At 62.6% G+C, this 17,879-nt stretch carries 16 protein-coding genes and 1 pseudogene; 3 read left to right on the top strand and 14 right to left on the bottom strand.

Annotated features, from left to right (window positions below; genetic code table 11):
* The 4 genes from O7B34_RS23480 to O7B34_RS23465 all read right to left on the bottom strand — a co-directional run.
* The coding region (locus O7B34_RS23480) for an MFS transporter (protein ID WP_337148320.1) at window positions 1-379 on the bottom strand (379 nt) is incomplete at its 3' end.
* Window positions 380-550: 171 nt separating this feature from the next.
* A complete protein-coding gene (locus tag O7B34_RS23475; RefSeq protein ID WP_337148319.1) occupies window positions 551-1,927 on the bottom strand; it encodes an FAD-containing oxidoreductase in 1,377 nt (458 codons plus the stop codon).
* Window positions 1,924-2,385 (bottom strand): DUF4126 domain-containing protein, encoded by a 462-nt coding sequence (locus O7B34_RS23470; RefSeq protein ID WP_337148318.1) that lies wholly within the window; start codon window positions 2,383-2,385, stop codon window positions 1,924-1,926. Before O7B34_RS23470 ends, O7B34_RS23475 begins: the two co-directional genes overlap by 4 nt.
* Window positions 2,386-2,498: 113 nt before the next feature.
* Window positions 2,499-3,143, bottom strand: coding sequence for a glutathione S-transferase family protein (locus O7B34_RS23465; RefSeq protein ID WP_337148317.1), 645 nt, complete (start codon window positions 3,141-3,143; stop codon window positions 2,499-2,501).
* Window positions 3,144-3,387: 244 nt separating this feature from the next.
* Between O7B34_RS23465 and O7B34_RS23460 the strand changes: the two are divergent.
* A pseudogene (locus O7B34_RS23460) lies at window positions 3,388-3,531 on the top strand (maltose acetyltransferase domain-containing protein); the annotation flags it as partial.
* Here the strand turns inward: O7B34_RS23460 and O7B34_RS23455 are convergent.
* Window positions 3,523-4,551 (bottom strand): helix-turn-helix domain-containing protein, encoded by a 1,029-nt coding sequence (locus O7B34_RS23455; RefSeq protein WP_337148316.1) that lies wholly within the window; start codon window positions 4,549-4,551, stop codon window positions 3,523-3,525. The pseudogene O7B34_RS23460 and the gene O7B34_RS23455 sit on opposite strands and share 9 nt — an antisense overlap.
* A gap of 125 nt (window positions 4,552-4,676) precedes the next feature.
* Between O7B34_RS23455 and O7B34_RS23450 the strand changes: the two genes are divergently transcribed.
* Window positions 4,677-5,321: a cysteine hydrolase family protein gene (locus tag O7B34_RS23450; protein WP_337148315.1), complete on the top strand. Its 645-nt coding sequence runs from the start codon at window positions 4,677-4,679 to the stop codon at window positions 5,319-5,321.
* 65 nt (window positions 5,322-5,386) lie between these two features.
* Here the strand turns inward: O7B34_RS23450 and O7B34_RS23445 are convergent, their stop codons facing one another.
* The 9 genes from O7B34_RS23445 to O7B34_RS23405 form a co-directional block, all read right to left on the bottom strand.
* Window positions 5,387-7,066 (bottom strand): formate--tetrahydrofolate ligase, encoded by a 1,680-nt coding sequence (locus tag O7B34_RS23445; RefSeq protein WP_337139718.1) that lies wholly within the window; start codon window positions 7,064-7,066, stop codon window positions 5,387-5,389.
* A 313-nt stretch (window positions 7,067-7,379) separates the two neighbouring features.
* Window positions 7,380-8,504 (bottom strand): DUF2333 family protein, encoded by a 1,125-nt coding sequence (locus O7B34_RS23440; protein ID WP_337148314.1) that lies wholly within the window; start codon window positions 8,502-8,504, stop codon window positions 7,380-7,382.
* A gap of 102 nt (window positions 8,505-8,606) precedes the next feature.
* Window positions 8,607-9,911 (bottom strand): DUF6638 family protein, encoded by a 1,305-nt coding sequence (locus tag O7B34_RS23435; protein WP_337148313.1) that lies wholly within the window; start codon window positions 9,909-9,911, stop codon window positions 8,607-8,609.
* A gap of 219 nt (window positions 9,912-10,130) precedes the next feature.
* Window positions 10,131-12,041, bottom strand: a complete 1,911-nt coding sequence (locus O7B34_RS23430; RefSeq protein ID WP_337148312.1) for an AAA family ATPase — start codon at window positions 12,039-12,041, stop codon at window positions 10,131-10,133.
* A 2-nt stretch (window positions 12,042-12,043) separates the two neighbouring features.
* Window positions 12,044-12,835 (bottom strand): Fic family protein, encoded by a 792-nt coding sequence (locus O7B34_RS23425; protein WP_337148311.1) that lies wholly within the window; start codon window positions 12,833-12,835, stop codon window positions 12,044-12,046.
* A gap of 48 nt (window positions 12,836-12,883) precedes the next feature.
* Window positions 12,884-14,029 carry a hypothetical protein gene (locus O7B34_RS23420; protein WP_337148310.1) on the bottom strand — a complete coding sequence of 382 codons (1,146 nt, stop codon included), beginning with the start codon at window positions 14,027-14,029 and terminating at the stop codon, window positions 12,884-12,886.
* Window positions 14,030-14,069: 40 nt separating this feature from the next.
* Window positions 14,070-15,158 carry a hypothetical protein gene (locus tag O7B34_RS23415; protein ID WP_027143401.1) on the bottom strand — a complete coding sequence of 363 codons (1,089 nt, stop codon included), beginning with the start codon at window positions 15,156-15,158 and terminating at the stop codon, window positions 14,070-14,072.
* A gap of 316 nt (window positions 15,159-15,474) precedes the next feature.
* Window positions 15,475-15,861 (bottom strand): c-type cytochrome, encoded by a 387-nt coding sequence (locus O7B34_RS23410; protein WP_337105863.1) that lies wholly within the window; start codon window positions 15,859-15,861, stop codon window positions 15,475-15,477.
* 130 nt (window positions 15,862-15,991) lie between these two features.
* The gene (locus tag O7B34_RS23405) at window positions 15,992-16,603 is read right to left on the bottom strand and encodes a thymidine kinase (RefSeq protein ID WP_337139724.1); all 612 of its coding nucleotides are present in this window, start codon (window positions 16,601-16,603) and stop codon (window positions 15,992-15,994) included.
* A gap of 261 nt (window positions 16,604-16,864) precedes the next feature.
* Here O7B34_RS23405 and O7B34_RS23400 point away from each other — a divergent pair, with 261 nt between their 5' ends.
* Window positions 16,865-17,800 (top strand): choline ABC transporter substrate-binding protein, encoded by a 936-nt coding sequence (locus O7B34_RS23400; protein WP_140504874.1) that lies wholly within the window; start codon window positions 16,865-16,867, stop codon window positions 17,798-17,800.
* Window positions 17,801-17,879 lie beyond the last annotated feature (79 nt).

The following is a 17,879-nucleotide window of genomic DNA, read 5'->3' as shown; positions in this document are numbered from 1 at the left end:
TGGCGCGCTTGTTGCGCGGCACCAGGCTGGCGGCGACGACCGAGCCGATGCCGAAGAAGGCGCCATGGCCGAAAGCGGTGAAGACGCGCGCGGCCATCAGCAGCCAGTAATTGGGCGCGATGGCGCAGAAGAGATTGCCGACGACGAACAGGGCCGCAAGCCCGACCAGCACGGGTTTGCGCGGCAAATGCGCGGTGGCCATGGCCACGACAGGCGCGCCGAAGACGACGCCCAGCGCATAGCCGGTGACCAACAGGCCGGCGGCGGGGATCGTCACGCCGAGATCGGCGGCGACCTCCGGCAGCAGGCCCATGATGACGAATTCGGTGGTGCCGATGCAGAAGGACGCAATGGCAAGCGCAAGGATCGGCAAAGGCATGGGAGGTCCAGACTGAATCGGTTCAATTTGGAGACTGCGCGACGATCCCGACTGGGCGCAACAGACGTTGCCGCAATGCAGCAATGCAGAAAGCGTTGAGCTGATTGAAACGGGCGCCGAGGCGCCCGTAGAACGGCTCGGCGGTTTGCCAAACGCTGAACTGCTCCAGTCTCAGGCCAGCGGCTTGAGTTCCTGGGCTATCGTCGGCAGCAGTTCCGAAACCGTCGGGTGGATGTGCATCGCGCGCGCCAGCGTATCGACCGGCGCCTTGGCGTACATCAGGTCGAGCACGCAATGCACCGCCTCGTCGCCGCCGGGGCCAAGCACCGAGCAGCCGAGGATCTCCCTGGTGTCGGCATCGACGAGGATCTTCATGAAACCTTGCGTCTCGCCCTTTTCGACGGCGCGGCCGACGCGGGTCATCGGCCGTTGGCCGACCAGCGCGCGGCGTCCCGATTTCCTCACCGCGGCCTCGGTCATGCCGCAGCGGCCGAGCGGCGGGTCGATGTAGAGTGCGTAGGCCTCGATGCGATCACTGACCTTGCGCGGATCATTGTCGAGCAGATTGGCGGCGACGATCTCATAGTCGTTGTAGGAGGTGTGGGTGAAGGCGCCCTTGCCGTTGCAGTCGCCCATCGCCCAGATGCCTGGCACGCTGGTGCGCAGCTGGTCGTCGACGACAACCGCGCCGCGTCTGTCGACCTCGACGCCCGCCTTGTCGAGGCCGAGATCGTCGGTATTGAGCGTTCGGCCCAGCGCCAGCAGCACATGCGATCCGATCGCGGGCGGCTTGCCGGCGGAGAAGGTCACGGCAATATCCCCACCATGTTTGACGAAGCCGATGTTGTCGGCGCCGACATGGACCGCGATGCCTTCGTTTTCGAAGATCGACAGGATGGCGGCCGAGACGTCCTCGTCCTCGCGGCCGGTTAGGCGCGGGCTCTTTTCGATGACGGTGACTTCCGAGCCGAAACGGCGGAACATCTGCGCGAATTCGAGCGAGATGTAGCTGCCGCCGACGACGATAAGGTGGCGCGGCAAAACGTCGAGATCCATCATCGACGAGTTGGTCAGATAGTCGATGTCGTGGATGCCAGGCAGGTCCGGCACCGAGGCGCGGCCGCCCGTGTTGAGGAAGATTTTTTCGGCGGTCAAAAGGTCGTCGCCGACACGTACCGTGTTGGCGGATTCGAAGCGTGCGTGGCCGCGATAAAGCGTGCAGCGCTCCATTCCAGCGATCCAGGTCTCCAGATTGCCACGGGCGTCGTTGGTGACCTTGTCCTTGCGCGCCTTGATCCTGTGATAATCGACCCCGACGGGACCCGAAAGCGTCACGCCATAGTCGGCGGCGCGCCGAGCCAGATGCGCGGCATAGGCGCTGGCGACCATGGTCTTGGTTGGCATGCAGCCGGTGTTGATGCAGGTGCCGCCGACCAGCTTGCGCTCGATTAGCGCCACGCTCATGCCCGCGGCCGCCAGGCGACCGGCCAAGGGCGGCCCCGCCTGGCCAGCGCCGATGATGATGGTGTCGAAGGTTTTCGCCGTCATGCCACCGCCGCCACGATCAGCAGACCGCCGACGATCGCCACCGCGTCCTCGATGAAGGCCGCGGGCTGGTCCTTGCCGAAAGCGGCCGCCAGCCGGCCGCGCGCTTCGGCACCGCCCAGCGTGCCTATGACCGCGCCGATGGCGCCGGCGATCAGGCAGACGATAGTGGCGCCGCCGGCCGCGCCGAGCACCGCGCCGGAAAAGGCGCCGAGCAGGATGCGGATGCCGAACTGCTGCGGCACTTTGCGGCTTGGCGTCGACGGCAGCTGGTCGGTGACCAGTTCGACGATGGCCAGGACGGTGAAGATGCCGACAGCCGCCCAATGGCTCATGAAGCTCGCCCAGCTGCCGGCAACCGGCAGCCAGCCGAGATAGGCGCCCCAGGCGACGGCGGCAGGTGCCGTCATGGCGCGCAGGCCTGCAATGACGCCGATCAGAAGTGCAAGGATGTAGAGCAAGCCGATCCCTCTCGATGCCGGGCCGGAACAGCCCTGAAACGGCAAGCTACCATAGGTCGGATATTTGGCTAGGCCGCAGAGTCATGAGCGCAGCCACGGCGGATCGAGGCGAGTCAGCCTAGTGGAGCGTTGACCGCAAATTGCGCGGCGAAGGCCCTGATATAAGCGGGCCGAGCTTCCCCGCGCGCTACATAGGCGGCCAGGTTTTGATATTCGTCCAGAATGCCTGACATTCTCAGTCGCAGCAGCACGGATACCATCAACAAATCGCCGGCGCTGAACGCATCATCGAGCCAGTCGGCGACGCCCAGGTGAGCCGAGAGACTGTCCAGCCGGGACCGAACACGGTCCTTAACCAGCGGCAAGCGCGCCTCGCTCCAGGGCTTGTCAGCTTCGAATATCCTTGCCGTGGTCAATTCGAGGATCGGCGGCTCGACGGTGTTCAGTGCGGCAAACATCCACGTGATCGCGCGGGCGCGGGCATTGCGATCCTTCGGCAGCAGGCCGGCATGCTGCTCGGCAAGATGAAAGACGATCGAGCCGGTCTCGAACAGCGAGAGAGAACCCTCCTCATAGGTGGGGATCTGCCCGAAGGGATGGATAGCCAGATGGTCAGGCGCCTTCATCCCTGCAAAGGAAACAAAACGAACCTCGTAGGGCTGTCGCACCTCTTCCAGCGCCCAGCGAACGCGGGTATCGCGCGCCAGTCCTTTGCCGCCATCGGGCGATCGTTCAAATGCCGTGATGGTGATTGTCATCGCAGTCGTTTCCTTGCTTTGGCGAATTTCTTCGGCTTCCTGCCGAGGACGAATGAGTTGTCCGGAAATCGACAGTGGTCTTGAACTATTTCATTGCCGGGCGCGGATCGCGAATGTCCGCTTGCGATCGAAGGTCGTGACGGCACGGTGACCAGTTCCGTAAAGCCGCTATCCCGGTTTATAAGTTCACGTCCTGGTCCTTGCCTCGGCGCTGTTCGCAATGATGTCAAACGGAGGCACTGCCATGGTTCAGAGCGAACGGGCGAAAATGGCGGCCGGCGAATGGTATACATGCCTGGATGACGGTCTTGGCGCGTTGCGCGGCTTGGCCGCGGATGCCGTGTTCGAGCATAATACGCTTCCGCCCCGGCGCGGGTGGTCAGTTGGGGCTGAGTGCGCTCACGTGCCCAATCAATGCAGCCGGGAGATGCGCCATGCGCTCGCCGACATCGGCCCGCCTGGAAAATTCACGCCGGTATTGCGCCGGCGAGGTCCGGAGCCGCGCGGAAAAGTGCTGGCGCAGCGATGTGGCGCTGCCGAAGCCGGCATCGAAAGCCACGACGTCGATCGATTTGTCCGTGGCTTCCAGCAGCCGTTGCGCCAGTTCGATCCGCTGGCTGATCAGCCAATCGCCAAAACTGGTGCCGATCGATTTCTGAAAACGGCGGGTGAAAGTGCGCCGTGTCAGGCCAGCGGCTTCGGCGACGCTGTCGAGGCTGTGCGTTTCGCCTGATGTCGCGCGAACCGCGTCGAGCACCTCGGTGAAGCGATCGGCATCGGCGCTTTTTGCCACGGGGCGCTCGATGAACTGCGCCTGCCCGCCCTGCCGGTGCGGCGAAAGCACGACGTGCCGGGCGAGCCGCAGTGCCGCCTCGGCGCCATAGCGGGCACGCACGATGTGCAGGCAGCAGTCCAGCCCGGCGGCGACGCCGGCAGAGGTGACGATGTCGCCGTCGTCGACGTAGAGCACGTCGGCATCGACTGAAATGTCGGGATGGAGGGCCCGCAACTGCTCAGTATAGGCCCAATGCGTGGTCGCCTTCCGTCCCGAAAGCAGGCCGGCGGCGGCGAGGGCAAAGGTGCCGAGACACAGGCCCACGATCAGCGCGCCGCGCCGGTGCGCGCGGCCGAGCGCTTCCTCGAGCGGTTTGGCCAGAGGCGCTTCGAGATCCTTCCAGCTCGGGATGATGACGATATCGGCGTCTTCGAGCGCGGCAAGCCCGTGCGGGACCAGGATGCCCAGGCCGGCATCGGTCCGGATCAGCCCTTCCTCGACCCCGCAGACACGGAAGTCGAAGCGTGGCAGGCCGAGGTTGGTGCGATCCGCGCCGAACACCAGGCAAGGCACGGAGAAATGGAACGGGCTGATGCCATCGAAGGCGAGGACGGCGATGATGGGAGCGGTCATGGGGCGTTTCCAGTGTGAGTGTGGATTGTCCTAATTCTTTCGGATGATGTCAATCGGGCCACTGTTGGCACCCAAGCCAGCAGATTACTTTCGGCCCATCGCATTCAAGCCTGAAAGGAAACATCATGTCTGACCCAGCCAACACCGCGCCGCGCCGCGCGCTCGTCGTCATCGACGTCCAGAACGACTATGACGGCGGCAATCTGGCCATCCAGCATCCGCCGTTCCGCGACAGCGTCGTCAACGTGGCGCGCGCGATGGACGCGGCGGCGGCCGCCGGCATCAAGGTGGTGGTCGTCAAGCAGATGGCGCCCGAGACGTCGCCGATCTTCGCCAAGGGCAGCCATGGCGGCGAACTGCATCCGGAGATCGCCAAGCGTGGCCGCGACCATTATGTCGAGAAGAATTTGCCGAGCGCCTTCACCGGCACCGACCTTGAGGCCTGGCTGCGCGCAAATGCCATCGATACGATCGCGGTCATCGGCTACATGACGCATAATTGCGACCTGTCGACCATCATCCACGCCGTGCATATGGGCTTCGCGGTCGAGTTCCTGTCCGACGCGACCGGTTCGGTACCCTACGCCAACAGCGCCGGCTACGCCTCGGCCGAGGAGATCCATCGCGTGGTGAGCATCATCCTCCAGTCGCGCTTCGCCGCGGTGCTCAAGACCGCCGAATGGATCGACTGCCTCAAGACCGGCGCGCTGCCGGAACGCGACACGATCCATGCGTCCAACCAGCGGGCGCTGGCGCGCAGCGCCGCGTAGCCATCCGCGAAATGCAAAGGGCGCCGCGGTGATGCGGCGCCCTTTGCCGTTTGGACTTGAAGGATTTAGAACAGGCCTTCGATCTGGCCAATCTCGTTGAGGAAAATCTTTTCCGAGGATGGCGCCTTGGGCAGGCCGGGCATGGTCATGACCTCGCCGCAGATGATGACGACGAAGCCCGCGCCCGCCGAAAGCCTGACCTCACGCACCGGCACGGTGTGGCCGGTCGGCGCGCCGCGCAGGTTGGGGTCGGTCGAGAAGGAGTACTGGGTCTTGGCCATGCACACCGGCAGGTTGCCGTAGCCGGCCTGCTCCCAGGCGTGCAACTGGTCGCGCACCGACTTGTCGGCAATCGCTTCCGAGCCGCGATAGATGCGCTGGACGATGGTGTTGATCTTCTCGAACAGCGGCATGGCGTCGGGATAGAGCGGCGCGAACTGCGAGGCGCCGGATTCGGCCAGCGCCACCACCTTGTTGGCGAGGTCCTCGATGCCCGCCGAGCCCCTGGCCCAGTGCTTGCACAGGATCGCCTCTTCTCCCATCGAGGCGACATAGTCCTTCATCGCCTGGATCTCGGCATCGGTGTCGGAATAGAAGTGATTGATGGCAACCACTGCCGGCACGCCGAACTGCCTGATGTTCTCGATGTGGCGGCCAAGGTTGGCGCAGCCCTTCTTCACCGCCTCGACGTTTTCCTTGCCGAGGTCTTCCTTCTTGACGCCGCCATTCATCTTCATGGCGCGCACGGTGGCGACGATGACGGCGGCCGCCGGCTTCAGGCCCGCCTTGCGGCACTTGATGTCGAAGAACTTTTCCGCGCCCAGATCAGCGCCGAAGCCGGCTTCGGTGACGACATAGTCGGCGAGCTTCAGCGCCGTCGTGGTGGCGACGACCGAGTTGCAGCCATGCGCGATGTTGGCGAAAGGGCCGCCATGCACGAAGGCCGGGTTGTTCTCCAGCGTCTGCACGAGGTTGGGCTGCATAGCGTCCTTGAGCAGGACAGCCATGGCGCCGTCGGCCTTGAGGTCGCGGGCATAGACTGGCGACTTGTCGCGGCGGTATGCGACGATGATGTCGCCGAGGCGCTTTTCCAGGTCCTTCAGGTCGGTGGACAGGCACAGGATCGCCATGACTTCCGAGGCGACGGTGATGTCGAAGCCGGCCTCGCGCGGAAAACCGTTGGCGACGCCGCCGAGCGAGCAGATGATCTCGCGCAGCGCCCGGTCGTTCATGTCCATGACGCGGCGCCACACGACGCGGCGGGTGTCGATGCCGAGCTCATTGCCCCAGTAGATGTGGTTGTCGATCAGCGCCGAGAGCAGGTTGTGCGCCGTGGTGATGGCGTGGAAGTCGCCGGTGAAATGGAGGTTCATGTCCTCCATCGGCACGACCTGCGCGTAACCACCGCCGGCGGCACCGCCCTTGACGCCGAAATTCGGGCCGAGCGAAGCTTCGCGGATGCAGACGATCGCCTTCTTGCCGATGCGGTTCAGGCCGTCGCCGAGGCCGACGGTGGTGGTGGTCTTGCCTTCGCCGGCCGGCGTCGGGTTGATGGCGGTGACCAGGATCAGCTTGCCGTCCTTGTTGCCCTTCACCGACTTGATGAATTCTGCTGAGATCTTGGCCTTGTCGTGGCCGTAGGGCAGCAGATGTTCGGTCGGGATGCCGATCTTCTTGCCGATCTCCTGGATCTGCTTTTTCCTGGCGCCACGCGCGATCTCGATGTCGGACTTCACTTCGGCCATGACGGCGTTCCTCTGGATTGGACGGTGGAGGGGACGGGGTTGATCTTACTCGCAAGAAGGCTGGAGCCGGACGCGCGGGGCATCTAACCCTGTCGCTGCGGCGGCGTCAACTTTCATGCAACTATGTTTCCTATAGAGAAAATTCCTCTGCGGCGGGCCGGCCTATTCCCGGTTCTTTATGGCTCCGCTTACCGCGCCGTATAGAAGCCAGAGCAGGGGCGCTTCCGCCGTCTCAAAACAGCCGCACAATGCACGGAATGCGACAGACGCGACGGCGCAAATTCGCCATCGCTGGTGTTGCGGTGGGACAGCGCTACTGCGTCAGCACGTTGCTGATTTCAACCATGTTGGAGCGCACCCGAAGCACGTAGAAGCCCATCGTTGTCAGGTGGGTCGGCAGCAGCCAGCCGTCCTCGCGGCCGTTGGCGATGATGAAGGGCTGGATACGCAGGGCCGACACGAACTGCGCGTCCATCGTATCCCAAAGGCTCTGCAGGTGCTTTTCCTTGATGACGTTCTCGAAATCGGCCTGGGCGCCTTTCATTAGGCCGTAATAGGCATAGAGCTGGCCATAGGCGAACCAGTAGCGGTCGTCGGCGCGGGTGTCGAACCAGCCATTGTTGTGGTTCTCGGCGCGCTCCTTGAGGATTGCGGACGTCGAGCCGATGTCACTGGCGATGCGGTCAATATACTGCTTCAAATTGTCAGCGCGGGCATCGAAAGTGGCCTGGCAGGTGGCAAGCCGGGCATTGAACGAACGCAGCTTGCGCACCGCGTCGCGATAGTAGCTCGGCGTCGGCGTCTTCGGTCCAAACGGGCTCACGCCGAAGTACCAGGTATACTCGTCGAATTGCAGATTGCCGCGCGCGTCCTGCAGGTCGGCATCGATCTGCGAGGTCGTACGTACGCGGCCGAGATTGTCGGCAAGCTCGGTCGCCGTGCGTCGCACCGCCTGGTTGATGCCGCGCTGGAAAGAGGCCTTGTTGTCCATCCAGGGAGTGTTGTCCCAATCGATGCCGAACAGGCCGAGCTTGTAGAGGATCATCGATGAGATCCAGGCGTTCTGGTTGACGTTGAAGTCGGTCAGGTCGGCCGCCACCTGGGCGATGCCGGAGTTGCCGCAAGTCTTGGCCGTGTCGGTGCCAGCGCCAGCGGCCACCTGCTCACCGGCGGAAACGTTGCGCTTCTCGAAAGTATAGGTGTCCGGGTAGTTCGGGTTGAAGTTGTTCCACCACTGGGTGGCGTAGAAGAAGTTGGCGTAGAGGCCGATCAGCACCAGCACGGCAAGACCGACTATCGCCTTGAGGATCCAGCCGCGCTGCGTGTACCAGCGGCCGGCCCACATGAAGGGCCACAGCATCACGCCGATCAGAAGACCGATGCCGCGGCCGATCCACTGGAAAATCCGGGTGAAGAAATTCACGATCGGATCGAGCATGGCTGTATCACCCCCTCAACATGATGCCAAAAAGTTGCAGACTTTTTGGATAACATCATGCACCAAAACAACAAGTTAGAACGGAATGACGGTGCATTCGTTCTAGTCGGTCAGGCCATAGAGGCGTGTGCGAAACGCCACCTTGTCCTTCAAATATGTGGTTTTCAGAACGTCCACAACATGCGATCGCCAGGCGTCGCTGAAGCCGTCATAGTCCTTGTAGAAGCCGTCCTTGTTGAAGATGTAGCGCGAGACGAAGTCCGACGGAACGAAATCCGAGATCAGCCGGTTGGTCAGCCAGGCGTCGGGATGGTCGGGCTTGGCGCGGACCACCAGGAAGCGCTGCTGCGGGAAGACATCCTCGACCTTGAGATGGCCGAGCTGGGCGATCTCGCGTTTGGCGGCGTTGAGGAAAGGAAAATTTCCGTCCGAGGTGATCAGGTCGGCATGGCTCTGGATCCATGTCTGCAGCCAGACCTTGTCGACATCGGTCAAATTGCGGTCCGGCTCGGCGTCGCGGATCAGCGCGCGCACCACCATTTCGGCGCGGTGCTCGAGATAGCCCGAGGCCTCGATCCAGGAGGCGCGCGGCAGTTCGATGCGGCCGGTGGCAGCCAGGAATTTGAACACCTTGTCTGCGTCCTTGATCGAGAGATAGCTCACCTGCCAGGGCCGCGAGCGGCGAAAACCGGGGGCGGCCGGATCGCTGATCACCGTCGTCATGTCGGGATCGACAAAGACATAGAGCCCGCCGAAATGGCTGGTCCAGTAGGCGTTGTGGCGGAAGATCACCTGGTCCGGCACCAGCGCGTTCTCACGGATGTCGCCGCAGACCTTGGCGAGCTCGACCATGCGGGTCAGCATGGCATCGTCGCGCCAGGCGTCGGGCTCCTGCTTCAGCCGGTCGACGAGCTTGCCGAGTTCGGCGGCCTTGCCCAGCACGTCTTCCGCCGACAGCACCTTGAATTCGACCTGGCTGATCGACAGCAGGTCCTCGATGTCGTTGACCTTGGGAACGGAGTCCTCGATCTCGCCGTAGATGACGTCCTTGATGGTCAGCGCGTCGATGGCGCGTTGGTTCCTGGACATGAACTCGAACATCAGCTGCGAGGTGTTGGAGAAGGCGGTGTGCACCACCGGCAGGTCGATCTGCGACGGCGTCAGGATGATGAATCGGCGGTTGACCTCGTTGGGATCGAGATAATCGTAGTCGCCACACTCCTCGGCCACTTCGGGCGAAAAGCCGGTGCGGTCGATCTGGAAGCTCTTCAGCCTGGTGGGCTTGAGGCCGAATGCAGCCAGCGCCTTGTTGTAACGCTGGATGAGATGCGCCTCGTCGACGGTGAGCAAACGGCCGTAGATGAGCTCGTTGTCGCGCAGGAGGTCGGGTTTGCGGGCGTGGGTCAATCTTCCTTCTCCCCGTCTACGGGGAGAAGGTGCCCGAAGGGCGGATGAGGGGCGCGGCTCTTCCTTCTCCCCTTGTGGGAGAAGGTGGATCGGCGCGCAGCGCCGAGACGGATGAGGGGTGCGCGAAGGATCGCCGTCCTTGCCAAGCTGGAGCACCCCTCATCCGTCGCCTTCGGCGACACCTTCTCCCACAAGGGGAGAAGGGAAAGCTGGCGCGCCTCACGCATTCCATAGACCCTTCTTCTTCATCTCCTCCATCTCACGCGCAGCGCGTTCGCGCAGGCGGGCGTCGCGCAGCAGTTTTTCGACCGCGGCGTCGTCGGATTTGTCGGAATAGCGGAATTCGGAATCGGCGTAGCGGTTGATCTCCTGCATGACCATGTCCATCGAGAACGGGCCGCGCAGTTCCTCGATCATCGCCTTCTTGTCGTCGTAGCTCATGTGCATGAAGGCTTCCGGCTTTTCGAACCAGTCGTCGGGAAGCTCGATGTCCATGGCGCGCATTTTGATCGCGTCGGTGACGTTCTTGATGGCGCGGCCGGTGAAGCGCGGTTCGGCGTCCTTGATCAGGTGCAGGTAGGTGCCGATGTCGGCCATGGTCTTGGGCGCGCCGTTTTCCTTCATGTAGCGCTCATAGACCCGCATCAGCCCGTCCTCCTGCGGCTTTTCATGCTCCTCATAGGCTTCGGTCACGGCGCGCTGGATTTCCTGCGCGGCATAGAGTTCGTGCTTGCCCAGAGGGATCTCGTGGTTCTTGCCGGCGAGCAGCACGAAGATGTCGATATAGTCGTCGCGGGTCTGGGGCCCGTCGACCAGCCAGCGGGCGCCGGCGCGCTGGCGCAACGCGTCGTCGACGTTTTCGGGATAGTTGGAAAACATGCCGAACGAGCAATTGCCGCGCACCACGGTGGCGGCGCCGGCGAAGGCATCCATCAGCACGCCGGTGATCTCCTGCTGGCCGGCCGACGCGCGGTCGTCGGAGCGGCGTGCCGCCACCTGGTCGATATCGTCGATGGTGCCGAAGCCGATGACGCGCGGGTTCAAGACATTGTTGATGAACTGGCGGCAGTTCTGGCCTGATTTGCCCTGGTAGGACGAGATCTGGTCGACGCCGAAATTCTCGTAGGCGAACGGATAGCCGGCAACCTGGCAATAGCCGTTGACGAGGCCGGCGATCATCTGGATCAGCGTCGTCTTGCCGGTGCCGGGCGCGCCGTCGCCGATGAAGGTGAACAGGAAGCCGCCAAGCTCGACGAACGGGTTCAACTCGCGTTCGAAGTCGTAGGCCATCAGCATCTTGGCGAGTTTGACCGATTGGTATTTGGCGATGTGGTTGCCGACGACCTCTTCCGGCGTCTTGAAGGTCATCACCAGCGGCTTGGAGCGCTTGCCCGGCGCGACGTCGAAGCCGTCGAGGGTGAAGTCGTCGGCGTCGATGCGGATATGGGCGTTCTCGAACGGACCGATGCCGTCGAAGCGGCCTTTGCGCGCCAGAAGTCCGTCGATGGCGACGCGGGCGAAGGCGCGCGCACGGGTCATCAGGTCGGCATCGTCCGTCGAGCCCGATATCGCCTTGTCGAGGCCGGCCAGGATCGATTTCGCCGCATCCTGCGGCGTGTCGAACAGGAAGTCCGGTTCGGGGATGTCGTTCGGCGCCTCGCCGTCGCTGTCGATGAGCTGGAACAGGTAGGAGGCAAGGCTGAAGGCCGAGATATAGGCCGAGGCCGACAGCAGTTTCTTGAAGGTGGACGCCTCCTCGCCTTCGAGCGGAGCGCGGGTGTTCCTGGCCTGCAGGCTTTCAAGATCGGAGCCTTCGGCGAATACGTCCGATACCGCCAGCGCGAGCGCCGTGCCGCGCCGGGCGCGAAAGAGCAGCGTGTGCTGCGCGATGGTCAGCAACTGGTCGTCGGGATGGACTGCGCCGACGGTCTTCGACAGCTCGACCTCGCGCGTGCGTCGCACCGAGCCGACCGAGACGGTGGAAACGAAGCGCCGGTTGGTGCCGGCAAGCGCGGTGCCGGATTCGCGCGAGGGATCCTCCAGCACGACGATGCGGGTGATGAAGCTTTGCGCGGTGGCGCGGTGCTTTTCGATAGCCGCTTCCGGGATGGTAGTCAGGCCGGTATCCATGATCAGCTCCTTATCGGGATTACTTTCCCGCCTTCCACAGAACGATCCTGCGCCTGACGCGCTGCGTCCAGATAGATGTCCAAAGTCTGATCCAGCCGTTCGAAAAGCAGCTTGTCGAAAGCGACGTGCCCTCCGCCGCTCTGGTCGATCTCGAGCGCGGCAATGTAATCGGGACGATCTTCGGGACGGATCGCTACCGGCGGGTATCCACCGCGCGCCAGCACCAGATTCATCAAAAGGCGTGCTGTACGTCCGTTGCCGTCATTGAACGGGTGAATGGCGACGAAACGCCGATGAGCCTCGAAGGCAGTACGTGGCGTGCTTGGCGCCGCGCTCAACCACCGGCAAAAAGCTTCCATCAGCGCTGGAATCTCCACAGGGGCGGGAAAATTGAATACGCCGACATTGGTATTCACGTAACGGGCGCTGTCGGCGTATTGGCCAGCTATCTCCGGCTTGGAGTTCGCCACGACCAGATGATGAAGATTGCGGATGTCCGCCTCCATGATCGGATGGTCGTCTTTAGATGCGATTTCGAGTACCCAACTCAATGCGCGTGCGTGGTCGATTGCCTCGAGGTGGTCCTTGAGCGGCTTGCCACTGATCGTGATGCCTTTTTCCAGAACCAGGGCCGTCTCGCCCGCCGTCAGTGTGTTCCCCTCGATCGCGTTTGACGTGTACGTTATGTCGATACGCTGGCTGTGTTCCAAGCCTTCCAGGGCGCCGGGCCGAACTCTCCTCTTCAGCGCATCGAGCTGCCGCTTCTTGCTGGAGATATTAGCTGCGGCGGTCATTGCTGGCGCCTCAGTGCTGCGTGGCTTTCAATGACGCAAAGCAGGTTCCTAGACATCCGATATCACCTGCCCATTCGACAGGATGTGAACCTTGTAGCCGGCAAATATCTTTTGTGCTTCGCCCGCGGCGTAAAGCGCCTGATAAGCCTCGTGCGGGATCAGCGCGTGGTTTTCGTAGCTCGACACGCCCTGGCGAGCGGCCTCGAGGTCATCGGTGTTGATGAAGAATTCCTGCGTCGTCTTCTCGCTTGAGAACAGGCCCTTGCGGCCCGGCTTCTCGCCCTTGGAATAGACTTCCTGGATGGTCCAGGTCAAAAGCCAGGCGTTTTCGGGCTTGCGCACCTTGGCCAGCACTTCCGTCACCGTCGAATTGTTGTCGGTGATGCCTGCCGAGTAGAAGGGACCGAGCACCACCCGCCTCAGCTGCTTGGGGTGCAGTGGCTCGAAGTCCTTGTCGAGGTTGACGGCGATGGTCGCCGGCGACAGCGTATAGGCCGAATTCTTCTCGGTGAAATCGTCGAAACGATGGGCAAGTTCGGGGTTGAGCAGGCCGTCGACCGGCAGCGGAATGTCGACCTTGTCGTTGAGCTTGCCGCTCCGGTCGACAAGCTGGCTGACCATGCTGTCCGATGAATCCTCCACCGTCACCATGTAGACCAAAGGCAGGTTGGCGCTGCCGTCGAAGGTCGCCCAGTGGACCAGATAATAGGGCCGCGCCGTCTTCGGATTGACCGACACCTTGGCCGTCTGCGCCAGCGTGAACGGACCGAAGGTCTGCTCGCTCTTGACGTCCTCGAGATAGAGCCGCTCGGCCATCGATTTCTGCAGCGCGTCGGGGAACTGCTTGTGGCGCAGGATGAAGTCGGCCATCTCCTCGCGCAGCTCGCCGGCCTGGGGGAGGTTGGCGAGCCGGCCGTCGGCCTGGCGGCGGTCGTTTTCCAGTTCGAGCAGGTTCTGGAACACCGGGTAGCCGCTTTCGGCGCGCGAAATGCGGAACGTGTCCATGAAGCCCAGCCGGTTGCGCCAGCAGGAAAAGGACTTGTCGAGCCGGGCGATGTATTCGGCAACGATCCTGGCGACGATGCCGTGCCGGTAAAGCGGCGAGCGGTCGTCGCGCATGAACACTTCAAGGCCGCCGAGCGCGGCCTTGATTGCCGAGAAATACCGCGCCGCCGCGTCGTTTTCGGGTGTCATGCTGTCAGCCCTGCGATTGTCGCACCGGTGCGCGCGGCAATTATGACTGCACGTAGTTGGCCGAATTGTGCTTCTTCAGCACCTCGTCGAAGCGGCGGGCGAAGGCATCGTCGGCCAGCTTCTTGCGGCGCTGGATGTCGGCGCTGGCCACCATGTTCTTCTCGTGCATCTCCAAGAGGTCGCCGATGTGCTTCTGCGAGGCTGCGCCGATGCCGGCCATGGTTTCCTCGGCCGTGTTGTCGACCTGGCTGCCCAGCGTGTTGATCTTGTGGGCGACGTCCTGCTGCGCGGCGGTCTTCAGTGAATCTTCTAGCGCCTTGTAGAGCACGATGCGCTGCTCGGTATCGATGGTCAGTTTGTTGATCAGCGTCGACTGCGCGGCGATCTGGTTGTTGAGCGAATCGACGAAGGTCTGGAACATCGAGGTGTAGCGCTCCAGCGTCTGGCTTTCGGCCAGCAGCTCCTGTTCCTTGGCCTGCTTTTCATTGTATTCGGTGGCGAGCTTGGAACGCTCGCCCTCGAGCTGCGTGCGGTCTTTCTGGCTTGTCGAGGCGGCGATCTTGTTTTCGATGTCGAGCAGCATCGGATTGAGCTCCTCGATGCGCTTCTGCACGGCTTCGAGGTTCGTCATCGTGGTCTTGCGGCGCTCGATAACCTGCGACAGGCTGGCTTCGGAGGTCTTGTAGCGCTGGTCGAGAACTTCCTTCTGCGCCTTCAATATGCCGACGATGGTGTCGGACTTGGCCAGCAGTTCCTGCAGATTGCCGGCGAGCGACATGTTGCGCACGCGGTCGGTGCGCATGCGCTGCTTGCGCTGCGCCGAAAAGACGCCGACGAAGTTTTCCCAGCCGGTATAGTTCTTCATGCTCTCGAACTCGGCGCCGAAGACATTGGTGGCGTCCTCGAGGCCGATGATCAGGTCGGCGATGTTGCCTTCCATCACCTTCTGCTGCTTCAGCACATCCTCGATGCGGGCGTTCTCGATGTCGAAATTGGCGTCGCCGATCTTCTTGTCGGCGGTTGCGAGCGTGTCGAGCACGGTGCCGGATTGCTCGATCTTGGTGCGCATATCCTGGACGACCTGCTTGGTCTTGGCAATTTCGGCATCGAAATTCTGCAATGTCGCCATAGGGGCCTCCCGCTTCGGCTTCCGCTCGCTGGTTGCGAACAGCGGCGAATATATGTGGGGTATCAGGGGATTGAAAGACGTGAACACAGTGCGCTGCGCGAAACAAATATTCGGCCGGACCCTTGAAAGGCAATGGAGCCGTGGTCATGGCGTGATCAACTGGCCGGTCAAGCCTGGTTCAGCTGATTTTGAACTTTCATGTCGGCAAAGCAATCAGTCCACGCCGAAGCGGATGGCTCCGAAACTTGACAACAACTGACCCTGCAGCCCCACAGGCGGGCGCAAGCCGGCCCTGCCCACTCTCGACGGCGTCTCTTCAGGGTTTGGGGTCAGCCTTCAGATAGGCAATGACGTTGGCGATGTCGTCGTCATTGCTCAGACCGCTGAAGGCCATCCTGTTGCCGGGCACCTTCAGCTTGGGCGATTTGAGGTATTCGGCAAGATTTGCCTCGTCCCAGACGAGACCGGCAGCGCCCGCGCTCTTCATCGCCTCCGAATAATGGCCGAGGAAGCTTTCGGCGGTTCCCGCCGTGCGGCCGACGACGCCCATAAGATGTGGGCCGACCTTGTCGCGGTCGGTGGCCGCCTCATGGCAGGTCATGCACCGGTTGAAAACATGTTTGCCCAGCACAGGATCGCCTCCGGCCTCGGCAACGGAGGTGGCCAGGAGAAGAAGGCTGGCGGACAAGACGGCTCGAAGCATGGCTGACCCCGGGGAGTTCTGGCTGAGGCGGGAAAATAGGGCGCCGACCCTAACAAAGGCAACATGGAATGGCGCGGCTGCAAGAGGTGGCAGCCGGCTACCCGATGCCGGCGTCCAGCGGGCGCTCGTCTCAGCCGCTGACAAAGCCGATGAAGTCGTCGGGTGCCGCGCGGCCCATTTCCTCTTCCCAATGGCGGCGGCAGAGCGAGACATAGACATCCTTGCCGATCGCCACCTGTTCGCCCTGCCGGGCCACCTTGCCGTCGGGACCGAGGCGCACGACCATTGTGGCCTTGCGGCCGCAACGGCAGATGGTGCGCACCTCGCGCAGATCATCGGCGATCGCCAGCAGCGCGCGCGAGCCGGGAAACAGCTTGCCCTGGAAATCGGTGCGCAGGCCGTAGCACATGACGGGGATGTTGAGCCGGTCGGCGATGCGGGCAAGCTGCCAGACCTGTTCCTCCTCCAGGAACTGCGCCTCATCGACGAAGATGCAATGCACCGCCGTGTGCAGGTGATGCTCGGCGACGCGGGCGAACAGGTCGTCGCCATCGCGAAACATCTCGGCTTCCGCCTCCAGCCCGATGCGCGACGAAATCAAGCCGGTGTCGCCCATGCGGTAGTGACCGGCGACGAACAGCATCGTCGTCATGCCGCGTTCGCGGTAATTGTACGATGCCTGCAACAGCATGGTCGTCTTGCCGGCGTTCATCGTCGCATAGTGGAAGTAAAGCTTGGCCATGCCGTCCTTTTAAGCTGACTTGCCGCCGCGCGGGGAGGGGCCGCGGCCGCATTCCCCTGAAAAAGCAGCCACTGCCGAGGCAGATTGCGCTTGGGCCTGGCACGGAAAGCGTCAGCGGTGTCGCTGATTGGCCAGCCAGCGCCGTTGATCGTGATTGTCTTAGTGCTTGAAACCACTTCAGAATGGTGTTTGGCTGACGAAACAAGGCGGGCACAAAACCGTGACTTCGCTTCGCCAAAGAATCGAAATGGGAGAATACAGATGTCGCGTATGAATTCCTTCGTCGCCGGCCTAGGCTTGGCGGCTTTCCTGTCCACGGGTGCTGCCTTCGCCGGCGATCCGGCAAGCTGCAAGGCGGTTCGCCTCTCCGACGTCGGCTGGACCGACATCCAGGCTACCACCGGGCTGGCCTCCGTGCTGCTTACCGCGCTCGGCTACGAGCCGCAGGTGATCCAGCTCTCGGTTCCGGTGACCTATGCGTCGCTGAAGAACAAGGACCTCGATGTCTTCCTCGGCAACTGGATGCCGTCGATGACCAACGACATCAAGGATTACACGGCCGACGGTTCGGTCGAGACCGTCAGCCAGAACCTGGCCGGCGCCGGTTACGGCATCGTCGTGCCGACCTATGTCGCGGATGCCGGCGTCAAGTCGCTGACCGACCTCGGCAAGTTCAAGGACAAGTTCAACGGCAAGATCTACGGCATCGAGGCCGGCAATGACGGCAATCGTATCATCCTCGACATGATCAAGAACCCGAAGGACAATCTCGACGGGTTCGAACTGGTCGAATCCTCGGAGGCCGGCATGCTGACGCAGGCCGAGCAGTCGATGAAGAACAATGAGTGGATCGCCTTCCTCGGCTGGACGCCGCATCCTGTGATGGGCGCCATGAAGATCACCTATCTCGACGGCATGGGCGACAGCGGGTTCGGCGCGGCCACCGTCTCGACCAATGTGCGCAAGGGCTACATGACCGAGTGCCCGAATGTCGGCAAGTTCATCGCCAACCTGAAATTCAACCTGGATATGGAAGGCCAGATGATGGACGCCATCCTGAAGGGCAGCGATGCAAACACGGTGGCAACCGACTGGCTGAAGAAAAATCCGGATGCGGTCAAGCCCTGGATCGCCGGCGTGACCACCTTCGACGGCGGCGACGCGGCGGCGGCGGTCAAGACCGCGCTCGGGAGCTGAGCCGACTTTGATTTCGGCGTGACCGAAACAGAGGGCAGCCATCATGGAAAAGGCTGCCCTTTTTCGTATCCTGTGACAA

Source organism: Mesorhizobium sp. Cs1299R1N3, from assembly GCF_037179625.1.
GTDB lineage: Bacteria > Pseudomonadota > Alphaproteobacteria > Rhizobiales > Rhizobiaceae > Mesorhizobium > Mesorhizobium salmacidum.
Note: the sequence above shows the minus strand (reverse complement) of the source record. Positions and strands in the feature narration are given on the sequence as shown.

Bases quoted from the DNA above. Each gene is read 5' to 3' on its own strand.
- O7B34_RS23475 (WP_337148319.1), bottom strand. From the start codon at position 1,927: ATGACGGCGAAAACCTTCGACACCATCATCATCGGCGCTGGCCAGGCG.
- O7B34_RS23465 (WP_337148317.1), bottom strand. From the start codon at position 3,143: ATGACAATCACCATCACGGCATTTGAACGATCGCCCGATGGCGGCAAA.
- O7B34_RS23455 (WP_337148316.1), bottom strand. From the start codon at position 4,551: ATGACCGCTCCCATCATCGCCGTCCTCGCCTTCGATGGCATCAGCCCG.
- O7B34_RS23450 (WP_337148315.1), top strand. From the start codon at position 4,677: ATGTCTGACCCAGCCAACACCGCGCCGCGCCGCGCGCTCGTCGTCATC.
- O7B34_RS23445 (WP_337139718.1), bottom strand. From the start codon at position 7,066: ATGGCCGAAGTGAAGTCCGACATCGAGATCGCGCGTGGCGCCAGGAAA.
- O7B34_RS23440 (WP_337148314.1), bottom strand. From the start codon at position 8,504: ATGCTCGATCCGATCGTGAATTTCTTCACCCGGATTTTCCAGTGGATC.
- O7B34_RS23430 (WP_337148312.1), bottom strand. From the start codon at position 12,041: ATGGATACCGGCCTGACTACCATCCCGGAAGCGGCTATCGAAAAGCAC.
- O7B34_RS23425 (WP_337148311.1), bottom strand. From the start codon at position 12,835: ATGACCGCCGCAGCTAATATCTCCAGCAAGAAGCGGCAGCTCGATGCG.
- O7B34_RS23420 (WP_337148310.1), bottom strand. From the start codon at position 14,029: ATGACACCCGAAAACGACGCGGCGGCGCGGTATTTCTCGGCAATCAAG.
- O7B34_RS23415 (WP_027143401.1), bottom strand. From the start codon at position 15,158: ATGGCGACATTGCAGAATTTCGATGCCGAAATTGCCAAGACCAAGCAG.
- O7B34_RS23410 (WP_337105863.1), bottom strand. From the start codon at position 15,861: ATGCTTCGAGCCGTCTTGTCCGCCAGCCTTCTTCTCCTGGCCACCTCC.
- O7B34_RS23405 (WP_337139724.1), bottom strand. From the start codon at position 16,603: ATGGCCAAGCTTTACTTCCACTATGCGACGATGAACGCCGGCAAGACG.
- O7B34_RS23400 (WP_140504874.1), top strand. From the start codon at position 16,865: ATGTCGCGTATGAATTCCTTCGTCGCCGGCCTAGGCTTGGCGGCTTTC.